The 10,407-nt window shown below is 62.1% G+C and carries 7 protein-coding genes; 2 read left to right on the top strand and 5 right to left on the bottom strand.

Annotation, left to right across the window (positions count from 1 at the left end; all coding sequences use genetic code 11):
* Positions 1–103: 103 nt before the first annotated feature.
* The 4 genes from D8U60_RS02655 to ptsP all read right to left on the bottom strand — a co-directional run bounded on the left by D8U60_RS02655 (position 104) and on the right by ptsP (position 7,368).
* Positions 104–1,645 (bottom strand): alkaline phosphatase D family protein, encoded by a 1,542-nt coding sequence (locus D8U60_RS02655; protein WP_130899412.1) that lies wholly within the window; start codon positions 1,643–1,645, stop codon positions 104–106.
* A gap of 175 nt (positions 1,646–1,820) precedes the next feature.
* Positions 1,821–3,554 (bottom strand): PTS fructose-like transporter subunit IIB, encoded by a 1,734-nt coding sequence (locus D8U60_RS02650; protein ID WP_130899411.1) that lies wholly within the window; start codon positions 3,552–3,554, stop codon positions 1,821–1,823.
* An 11-nt stretch (positions 3,555–3,565) separates the two neighbouring features.
* Positions 3,566–4,507, bottom strand: coding sequence for a 1-phosphofructokinase (pfkB, locus tag D8U60_RS02645; RefSeq protein ID WP_130899410.1), 942 nt, complete (start codon positions 4,505–4,507; stop codon positions 3,566–3,568).
* On the bottom strand, positions 4,507–7,368 hold the full coding sequence (gene ptsP / locus D8U60_RS02640; protein WP_130899409.1) for a phosphoenolpyruvate--protein phosphotransferase: 2,862 nt from the start codon (positions 7,366–7,368) through the stop codon (positions 4,507–4,509). The genes pfkB and ptsP overlap by 1 nt, the downstream gene beginning before the upstream one ends.
* A 305-nt stretch (positions 7,369–7,673) precedes the next feature.
* Here ptsP and cra point away from each other — a divergent pair, with 305 nt between their 5' ends.
* Both cra and D8U60_RS02630 read left to right on the top strand, forming a co-directional pair.
* Positions 7,674–8,669 (top strand): catabolite repressor/activator, encoded by a 996-nt coding sequence (gene cra, locus D8U60_RS02635; protein WP_122699955.1) that lies wholly within the window; start codon positions 7,674–7,676, stop codon positions 8,667–8,669.
* A 3-nt stretch (positions 8,670–8,672) separates the two neighbouring features.
* Positions 8,673–9,449: a TatD family hydrolase gene (locus D8U60_RS02630; RefSeq protein WP_130899408.1), complete on the top strand. Its 777-nt coding sequence runs from the start codon at positions 8,673–8,675 to the stop codon at positions 9,447–9,449.
* A 273-nt stretch (positions 9,450–9,722) separates the two neighbouring features.
* Here D8U60_RS02630 and D8U60_RS02625 read toward each other — a convergent pair whose 3' ends face one another.
* Entirely contained in the window at positions 9,723–10,196 is a 474-nt protein-coding gene (locus tag D8U60_RS02625; protein ID WP_122699438.1) for a hypothetical protein, read from the bottom strand.
* Positions 10,197–10,407 lie beyond the last annotated feature (211 nt).

Raw genomic sequence — 10,407 nt, 5'->3', positions numbered from 1 at the left:
AATCACCTCGGTCTTCCAGGTCGATGCATGACGCAAGACACCTCGGTCGGCTCCCTCTCCCTCCGGGAGAGGGCTGGGGTGAGGGGCTTTTGATCCAGCGTGATTAAACAGGCTGCAACTTCTGCTCAAACACTGCTACCCCATCCAGATCCCGCAACACCACGCTCATCTCCCCGCTCTGCGCTTCAATATTCACCTCACCAAAAAACTGAAACCCGGCAAACGGTGAGGTGTTCTGTGCGGGCGGTGCTTTCTCGAACACCACCTCAGGCCCGAACGTCTTGTCCAGTGGATTCGGCCCGAAACTGCCGGCATTCAGCGGCCCGGCGACAAATTCCCAGAACGGTTCGAAATCCTGAAACGCCGCGCGGTCCGGATGATAGTGATGCGCCGCGCAGTAGTGCACGTCCGCCGTCAGAAACACGAAATTACGCACCTGCTGCGCACGTAAAAATCCGAGCAATTCGGCAATTTCCAGTTCACGCCCCTGCGCCGGGCCGGGGTCGCCGTTGGCCACGGCTTCCCAACGCGCAACGCCCGGGCTGACCTCGCCGTCCGGGACGCCAAGGCTGATGGGCATGTCGGCGGCGATGACTTTCCACTGCGCCGTCGACGCCTGCAATTCACGCTTGAGCCAGTCCAGCTGCTCGCGGCCGAGAAACGGTTTTGCCGCGCCGAGGTTGTCGTCGTTGGCTTCGCGATAGCTGCGCATATCCAGCACGAATACGTCGAGCATTGGTCCGTAACTGAGCTTGCGATAAATGCGCCCGCCGCCGTCCGCCGCTTGCAAACGCATCGGCGCATATTCCAGCCAAGCCTGCCGCGCACGGCCGACCAGCTTGTGGATATCTTTCTCCTGATAACGCTCATCCAGCTGCTTGCCCGGCGACCAGTTGTTGACCACTTCGTGATCGTCCCACTGCCAGATCTGCGGCACTTCGGCGTTGAAGCGGCGGATGTTTTCGTCCATCAGGTTGTAGCGATAGTTGCCGCGATAATCGTCGAGGGTCTGCGCGACTTTGCTCTTGGCTTCGGTGGTGATATTGCGCCAGATGCGCCCGCTTTCGGTGGTCAGTTGCGCGGGCACCGGGCCGTCGGCGTAGATGGTGTCGCCGCTGTGGATAAAGAAGTCTGGCAGGCGCAGGCGCATGGCTTCGTAGATGCGCATCCCGCCGATGTCCGGGTTGATTCCGAAGCCCTGGCCGACGGTGTCACCGCTCCAGACAAAACGGATGTCGCGCCTGGCCGTCGGCACGCTGCGCAGATGGCCGAACCACGGTTCGCTGGCGACGCCGCTCTGGGCGTCTTCGAAGTGCACGCGATAAAAGATTGCCTGGTTGGCCGGCAGGCCGGTGAGTTCGACGCGGGCGGTGAAATCGCTGCGCGCATCGGCCAGTGGCGAGACGAATTTGCGCGGGTTGCCGAACAGGCTGCCGGTGTCCCACTCGACCACCATGCGCGCCGGGCGATCGCTGCGGCTCCAGATCATCGCGCGGTCGCCGAGCAGGTCGCCGGACTGCACGCCGTCGGTGAGCTGCGGACGATCCTTGACCGAGGCAATCACCGCCGGCGCCAGCCCCGGCAGCAACAGTCCGGCGCCGACCGCTTGCATGACGCGACGCCGACCGAGATTGAAAGCGCTCATGGTGTTCTCCCTGCAAAAGGGAAAACTTAAGCATGGGTGTATGAACCCGCTATGACAATGCAGACTCCTGGGGGAGCGAGCCTGCTCGCGAAAGCGTCCTGCCAGCTACCACATCTTCAGCTGACACTCCGCTTTCGCGAGCAGGCTTGCTCCCACAGGGATTTGGTGTTGTCGGTCAGGCCTTGGCGGGCTCCAGCGGTAGCTCGACAGCCTCAGGCCGTTTGAGCAGCGCATACACCACCGCCGTGACCAGGCTCCCCGCAACAATCGCCAGCAGATACAGCAGCGCATGGTTGATCGCATTCGGGATCGCCAGCACGAACAAACCACCGTGCGGCGCCATCAGTTTGCAGCCGAAGTACATCGACAAGGCACCGGTCAACGCGCCGCCAGCGATGCTCGCCGGAATCACCCGCAGCGGGTCTTTGGCGGCAAACGGAATCGCCCCTTCGGAGATAAAGCACAGGCCCAGCACGAAAGCCGCTTTGCCGGCCTCGCGTTCAGTCTGGGCGAACTTGCGCCGGGCAATGAAGGTGGCGATGCCCAGGCCAATCGGCGGCACCATGCCGGCGGCCATGGTCGCGGCCATCGGTGCGTAACTCTGCGAGGCCAGCAGCCCCACCGAAAACGCATAGGCAGCCTTGTTGATCGGCCCGCCGAGGTCGACGCACATCATGCCGCCGAGCAACACGCCGAGCAGAATCGCGTTGGTGGTGCCCATGCTGTCGAGGAACTGGGTGAGCGCGGCGAGCATGCCGGCGACGGGTTTGCCGACCACGTAAATCATCACCAGACCGGTGACCAGACTGGCCAGCAACGGGATGATCAGAATCGGCTTCAGCGCTTCCAGGCTCTGCGGCAATTTCACATAGCGGGCGATGGCTTTGGCGGCGTAACCGGCAATGAAACCAGCAATGATCCCGCCAATGAATCCGGCGCCCAGAGTGCCTGCGAGCAAGCCGCCGATCATCCCCGGCGCAAGGCCCGGGCGGTCGGCGATCGAGTAGGCGATGTAACCGGCGAGTAGCGGCACCATCAGTTTGAACGCGGTTTCGCCGCCGATCTGCATCAGCGCCGCCGCCAGCGTGCCTTCTTCCTTGTACGCGGTGATGCCGAACACGAAGGACAACGCGATCAGCAAACCACCCGCCACCACCATCGGCAGCATGTACGACACACCCGTGAGCAGGTGCTTGTAGACGCCGGTTTTCTCGGACTTGGCCGGGGCCTTGCCGTCGCTTGCCGCACTTTCGACAGCGCCTTCGGCCAGGGCTTTTTTCAAAGTCGCTTCAGACTGCTTCAGCGCAACGCCCGTGCCGCAGCGATAGATTTTCTTGCCGGCGAAACGCTCGGTGGCGACGTCGATATCCGCCGCCAGCAGCACCACGTCTGCCTCGGCGATGGCCGTTGCGCTGAGCGGGGTTTTCGCGCCGACCGAGCCTTGGGTTTCGACCTGCAATTCATAACCCAGGCGCTTGGCGGTCTGCTGCAACGCTTCGGCGGCCATGAAGGTGTGGGCAACGCCGGTCGGGCAGGCCGTGATGGCGACGATGCGTGGCGCACGTGGCGCGTCAATCGCCGCTTCGACTGCGCTGGCCACGTAGACTTCGGCTTCTTCAGCACCGCGACGCAGTACCGCTTCGACATCCTGCAGCGCCTGCGCCGGAGCGATCTGGAACACGCGCTTGCCGACGAAGCGACTCATGTCCACCGCGCCAGTGGTGACCAGCAAGACCCACTCGGCGGCTTCGATGGTCGCCGCCGACAATTCGCGTTCCGGGTGCGCCGGATCGACCACTTCAACGCTGGTGCTCCAGCCCTGACGCTGCGCCGCTGCATCGAGCAGACGCGCGCACAGCACACTGGTGACCATGCCGTTCGGGCAAGCCGTAACAATGGCTAACTTCATGACAAACCCTCTTATTGTTCTGTCAGGGGGCGCACGCGCACGCCCTGTTCGAGCTGCGCCAGTTGCGCTGCGTCGTTGATACCAAAACCGATCTGGGTCACCGCCATCGCCGCAATCGCGGTGGCGGTGCGCAGGGTTTGCTCGGGGGTGTCGGCGCTGAGCAGACCGTGGAGCATGCCGGCCAGCAGGGAATCGCCGGCCCCGACCGTGCTGGCCACGCTGACCTTCGGCGGCGTGGCGTGCAGGGCTGAGCCGACACTGAACCAGTTGACCCCGTCGGCGCCGTGGGAGATCACCACGTGCTCGATGCCTTGCGCATGCAAACGTGCCGCGGCTTGTGCTTCGGCGATCGGCGAGACCACTTCGCAGCCGAGGGCGTGGGCCAATTCTTCGGTGTTCGGTTTGATCAGCCAGGGGCTGGCCTGCAACGCAGCGCGCAAGGCTTCACCACTGGAATCGAGGGCGACTTTCAAGCCGAGCGCGTTCAACCTTTCAATCAGCTCGCGCAACCATTGCGCGGTGACGCCACGCGGCAGACTGCCGGCGACCACCACCGCATCGTGCCCCGGTGCGATCTGCTGCAAGCGATCAAGCAAGGCTTGCTGCGCCGTTGCATCGACCACCGGGCCAGGCCCGTTGATGTCGGTGATGCGCCCGTCCTGTTCGGCGACTTTGATGTTGCTGCGCGTCTCGCCCGGCACGCGGATGAACGCGTCGACAAAACCACGCTTGGCGAACAGGGTTTCGAACGCTTGCTGATTGTCTTCGCCGAGAAAGCCGCTGACGGTGACCTGATGGCCGAGATCCGCCAGCACCTGGGCGACGTTGACGCCTTTGCCCGCAGCGTGGGTGTGCATCTCCTCGCTGCGATTGACCTGACCGGCATCGAGCCGTGACATCTCAACGGTGAGGTCGAGTGCAGGGTTGAGGGTCAGGGTGAGAATCTTGGCCATTACAGGGCCTCCACTAATGCGCGTACTTCATTCGCGCTGCCCACGGCCAGGGCCTGTTGAGCGAGGGTTTGCGCCTGGGGCAGGCTGAGTTCACGGATGCGCGCCTTGACTTCGGCAATGCTGCGCCCGGACACGCTGAGTTCGTCGACACCGAGGCCGACCAGCACCGGCACCGCCAGCGGATCTGCCGCCAGTTCGCCGCAGACGCCCACCCATTTGCCATGGGCATGGGCGGCACGCACGGTGATGTCGATCAGTTGCAGGACCGCCGGGTGCAAGCCATCCGCTTGCGCAGACAGGGTCGGGTGACCACGGTCGATGGCCAGGGTGTATTGGGTCAAGTCGTTGGTGCCGACGCTGAAGAAGTCGACTTCCTTGGCCAGAACCGGCGCGAGCAGTGCGGCGGACGGCACCTCGATCATGATCCCCAGTTGCAGGTCGGCGACTGGAATTTCCAGACGCAGGCGTTCGGTCATGTCACGGGCCTGGCGCCACTCTTCGACGCTGCCGACCATCGGGAACATGATCCGCAGCGGACGGTTGTCAGCCGAGCGCAGCAAGGCGCGCAGTTGCGCTTCCATGATCTGCGGCCGCTGCAGGGTCAGGCGGATGCCGCGTACGCCGAGGAACGGGTTTTCTTCCTTGGCAATCGGCCAATACGGCAGCGGTTTGTCGCCGCCGACATCGAGCGTACGCACCACCAGCGGCCGCCCGGCCAGTCCATCGAGGACGCGACGGTATTCGGCTTCCTGGGTCGCCTCATCCGGCGCCTGTGGGTGGGCCATGAAAATCAGTTCGGTGCGCAGCAGACCAATGCCTTCGGCGCCCTGCTCCACCGCGCTGGTCACGCCTGCGCTTTCGCCGATGTTGGCGAACACTTCGACGGCGTGGCCGTCGGTGGTGTGTGCCGGTTGATGGCGTTGTTCGGCGGCGATCTTCAGGCGTTGCTCGCGGGTGTCGCGCTCTTCAGCGGCACGCTTGAGGGTCGCGGCATCGGCGTCGACATGCAGACGGCCACGCTGACCGTCGAGCAATAGCGGCGTGCCCGGCTCGAGCAACAGCACCGCTGCACCCGCGCCGACCAGTGCTGGAATACCGAGCGCGCGGGCGACGATGGCGCTGTGCGCGGTAGCACCGCCGCGCGCGGTGAGAATCCCCGCCACTCGCGCAGGATCCAGGCGCGCGACATCGGACGGGCCGACTTCGTCCATCACCAGAATGTACGGTTGCTCAGGTTCGTTCGCGGTCTGCACGCCACACAATTGCGCCAGCACGCGACGACCGATGTCACGCAGATCGGCGGCACGCTCGGCGAGCAAAGCGTCCTGCAGCGACTCCTGCTGTTTGGCGGCCGCTTCGATCACTGCCATCCACGCCGCTTCGGCGCTTTCGCCTTGCTTGAGGCGGGTGTCGACTTCGTCGGTCAGATCCGGGTCGTCGAGCATTTCCTGGTGAGTGATGAAAATCTCGCGGATCGCCTTGGCCTTGCTGCGTTCGATCAAGCCTTGGATGTCGCGGCGCACGTCGCTCAGCGCTTGCTTGAGGCGCTCGCGCTCGATTGCCGCCGACTCGCCGCGCAACGGGTAATCGATGGCTTGCAGCACCTGAATGTGCGCAGGGCCGATGGCGATGCCCGGTGCGGCAGGAATCGCCTGCAACAGGCTGCCGGAGGCCGGGGCGATCAGCACTTCGGCGATGTCGGCGATCACTTCGCGCTGCTGACTCACGGCCGGCAGCGGCTCGACTTCCTCACCGAGGCCTTCTTCAATCGCCGCGAGCAAGGCCGGCAAGGCATCGCTGGCGATGCTCGGTTCGGCGATCAGCTCCAGCACCTGACCGCGCCGGGCGCCGAGGCTGAGCAGTTTGCTCAGGCTCTTCACCGATACGGCGCTGTCCTGGCTGTCGACGATGCGCACGCGGATTTCGCCATCAAAACTCTTCGCCAGTTGCGCGAGGATCTTCGCCGGCCGTGCGTGCAGACCGTGGGCATTGGCCAGGGCAATACGTGCACTCGGCCAATCGGCAGGCAGTTCACCGCCCAGCACTTCGAGGACTTTGCGGCTGCTGGTGGCGCGGCCCAGTTCGTGGCCGCGACCTTCGATCAGCAACGCGCACAAACGCTCGAGCAACGCCTGATGCGCTTCGCCCAGACTGGCGAGGCAGAACAGTCCGCTGAGCGGCTGGCCGAGGTAGCGCATCGGTTTGTCCGGGGTGACGAACGCCAGTCCCGGACGCTTCACGGTCTGCTCGCTGTGCAGCCACCACAGGCCATCGCCCAGTGGCAGCGCTTCGACTTGCTGCAACACGCCGGCAAAGCCGTTGCTCACACAATCGGCCTGACGCAGCAGACGTGCGCCGCGCCAGACCAGTTCTTCGAAATCGTCGGCCGACACGCCGAGGCCGATCATCTGCGCATCCAGCGCCAGTTCCTGCGGCGCGCCTTGCAACAGTTTCAGCAGCGCTTCGGGGGAGCTGGCGCGACGCAGGGCCTGGCCCAGATCGGTCTCGCCGAGGGCGCGGGTCAGCAGTTGCAGCAGGCGCAGGTGTTCGTCGGATTTCGCCGCGATGCCGATCGCCAGATAAACGATCTGGCCATCGCCCCAGTCGACGCCATCAGGAAACTGCATCAGGCGCACGCCGGTGGCGAATACCTGATCGCGGGTTTCCGGGGTGCCGTGGGGAATGGCGATGCCTTGACCGAGAAAGGTCGAGCCCTGGGCTTCCCGGGCCTGCAGGCCGGCGAGGTAGCCGTCAGCTACCAGACCATCGGCGACCAGATGACTGGCCAGCAATTGCAGGGCAGCGGGTTTATCCACGGCCGACTGGCCCATGGATATCTGCTCTATAGTGAGCTCGAGCATGCGATCTCCTTTTTGGCGCAGTTCAACGCCAGGTATTGTTTTGAATGGTTCACAGCTTAGGCGCTCTGCCGCGCTTTTCAGCGGCAGTTTTGGCGGTTTCACGGCAGGACCGGCCAAAGGCGTCTAAAACGTAGAAAATACGCTTGCTGAAACGTTTAATCTAGATTGATCGGCACGTTACTCGATAATGTCTCATCCTTGAAGTCCAACTGGTCGGATCTGCCCAGGCAACAAGTCGGCTGCCCTTATCGGGTAGGATTGGCGAAAATGTCGCGGCATGCTCGAAAAAACAAGGAAATACCGGGTTGAAACTCAGTGATATCGCGCGGTTGGCCGGCGTCTCCGTCACCACCGCCAGCTACGTCATCAACGGCAAGGCCGAACAGCAACGCATCAGCAACGCGACCGTCGAGCGCGTGCGCGCGGTGGTCGATCTGCACGGCTTCACGCCCAATCCGCAAGCGGCCGGCCTCCGCAGTCGGCACACGCGCACCCTGGGCTTTATCCTGCCGGATCTGGAAAACCCCAGTTACGCGCGGATCGCCAAGTTGCTCGAACAAGGCGCGCGGGCGCGCGGTTATCAATTGCTGATCGCCAGCTCCGACGACGCGCCGGACAGCGAGCGCCAGTTGCTGCAACTGTTCCGCGCGCGTCGCTGCGATGCGCTGATCGTCGCCAGTTGCCTGCCGGCCGGTGATGACAGCTATCGCCAGTTGCAGGCCAAGGGTCTGCCGATCATCGCCATCGACCGGGTCATGGAGCCGGAGCATTTCTGCTCGGTGATCAGCGACGACCGCGAGGCCAGCCTGCATCTGACCCAGAGCCTGCTCGATCCGCAGCCAAAGCAGATCGTGCTGCTCGGCGCACGCCCGGAGCTGAGCATCAGCCAGGAGCGTGCCGCCGGTTTCCGCGCAGCGCTCAAAGACTTCAAAGGTGAGGTGCTGATCGAGCACGCCGAGTCGTTCAGCCGCGAGTGCGGCAAGCAATTGATGGAAGAACTCCTGCAGCGTCTGGGGCATTTGCCTGACGCACTGGTGACCACCTCCTACGTGCTGCTGCAAGGCGTGTTCGATGCCCTGCATGATTTCCCGCTGAAATCGCGGCCGCTGCGCCTCGGCACCTTCGGCGACACGCAGTTGCTGGATTTCCTGCCGCTGCCGGTCAACGCCATGTCCCAGCAACACCAGTTGATCGCCGACAAGGCCCTGGAACTGGCCCTGGCCGCCGTGGAGCAGGACGACTACCAACCGGGCGTGCAAGCCATTGCGCGGACCTTCAAGCAGCGTATTCATCGGGACTGAATCGTGGAGCTGATCGACAGCCACACCCACCTCGACTTCCCCGACTTCGACGCCGATCGCGCGGCGCTGCTGGCAGAAAGCCGTGCCCTCGGCGTGCGGCGCATCGTCGTGCTGGGCGTGCATCAGGGCAACTGGCAACGGGTGTGGGATCTGGTGCAGAGCGATGCCGACCTGTACGCGGCGTTCGGATTGCACCCGGTGTTTCTCGATCAGCATCGCCCCGAAGATTTGCATGCGCTGGGGGACTGGCTGACGCGCTTGCGCGGACATCGTCAGCTGTGTGCGGTGGGCGAGATAGGCCTGGATTACTTCATCGAAAACCTCAATCGCGAGCGACAACAAGGGTTGTTCGAAGCGCAGCTGCAACTGGCCGCAGACTTCGGGTTGCCGGCGCTGATCCACGTACGCCGCAGCCACGCAGCGGTGATCGCCACGCTCAAGCGCTTCAAGCTCGAACGCGCCGGCATCATCCACGCCTTCGCCGGCAGCCGCGAAGAAGCGCGGGAATACATCAAGCTTGGTTTCAAACTGGGCCTCGGCGGCGCACCGACCTGGCCGCAGGCGCTGCGCATGCATCGGGTGCTGCCGGAACTGCCGCTGCAATCGGTGGTACTGGAAACCGACTCACCGGACATGGCCCCCGCCATGTTCCCCGGCCAGCGCAACAGCCCGGCGCATCTGCCGGCGATTTGTGCGGCGCTGGCCGAGCTGATGAATATCACTGCTGAACAACTCGCCGCTGCCAGCACGGCAAACTGCTGCGAAGTCTTCGGCTGGTAGCACCGCAATCCCCTGTGGGAGCGAGCCTGCTCGCGAAAGCGGTGTGTCAGTTACAGCTATTTTTCAGACAGACCGCTATTACGAACAGGCTCACCCCTACATTCTAGATTGTGCTAAATGATGTAATCACTTAGTGCTTTCAGCCCACTACTGCGAAATCTTCGATAATCCAATAAGTTCAAGGAATTTGACCAAGACCAAAAAGCGGAAGGTACAGATCAGCACATACCACGACCAAAGTTTGATTTAACCTGTCTACTTTTAAACAGCAAGTCACTTTCCAGGAAAAGTATAGTAGACGGAATTCTCCCCGCTCTCATCAAAGAAAGGAAGGTCAAAATCATACCTGACATACACTCGAGCTTTTTTATTTGCCCCTACATACCCTCCGACAGCCCACTCGTTCCACTTATCGTCCTGTCGCATACTGTCTGGAGAATCAATACCCCACCATTGAACATCATCAAAACTGAAATGTATGTTGGCCTTATGCCTTCCAAAATAATCTGGATCATTAATTGTGTACTCTGTGGAATAACAGTAAAAAATACTTCCATCGCTACTCCACCAATATCTGTATCTTATTTGCCCCCGGTAAGCTCCCCTGACCGCATGAAGCTCCCCGTCATATAAAGTCGCGTTCTTGCTAAGCCTTTCAAAATTCTCTTTGGTGATAGTATTTTTTTTAGAAACGTTCTCTACACCAGGCGCAGGTCTGCCACCGGAAAATCTGTTACTTGCTTTCATGATCGCTCCTTAAAACATAGTAAAGACAAGATGAAAATAGGTCGGGTCGTTCAGGCCAATTTAGTAAATCCGATTGACCCAACTCGTCCTACTGTAAAACCTGACAGTCCCGACGAGCGGCTTCACTCAGCCGTGCCGAAATCAAGAATCTACGAAGATGCTTGCGCTGAACGCGAAAACGGAAAACTGCGATGGGTTTCTAGATAGCGAG

The organism is Pseudomonas sp. Sample_11, assembly GCF_004307505.1.
In the GTDB taxonomy this organism is placed as follows: Bacteria; Pseudomonadota; Gammaproteobacteria; order Pseudomonadales; family Pseudomonadaceae; genus Aquipseudomonas; species Aquipseudomonas atacamensis.
The sequence above is the reverse complement of the archived record's forward strand: the minus strand, read 5'-3'. Positions and strand labels throughout refer to the sequence as shown.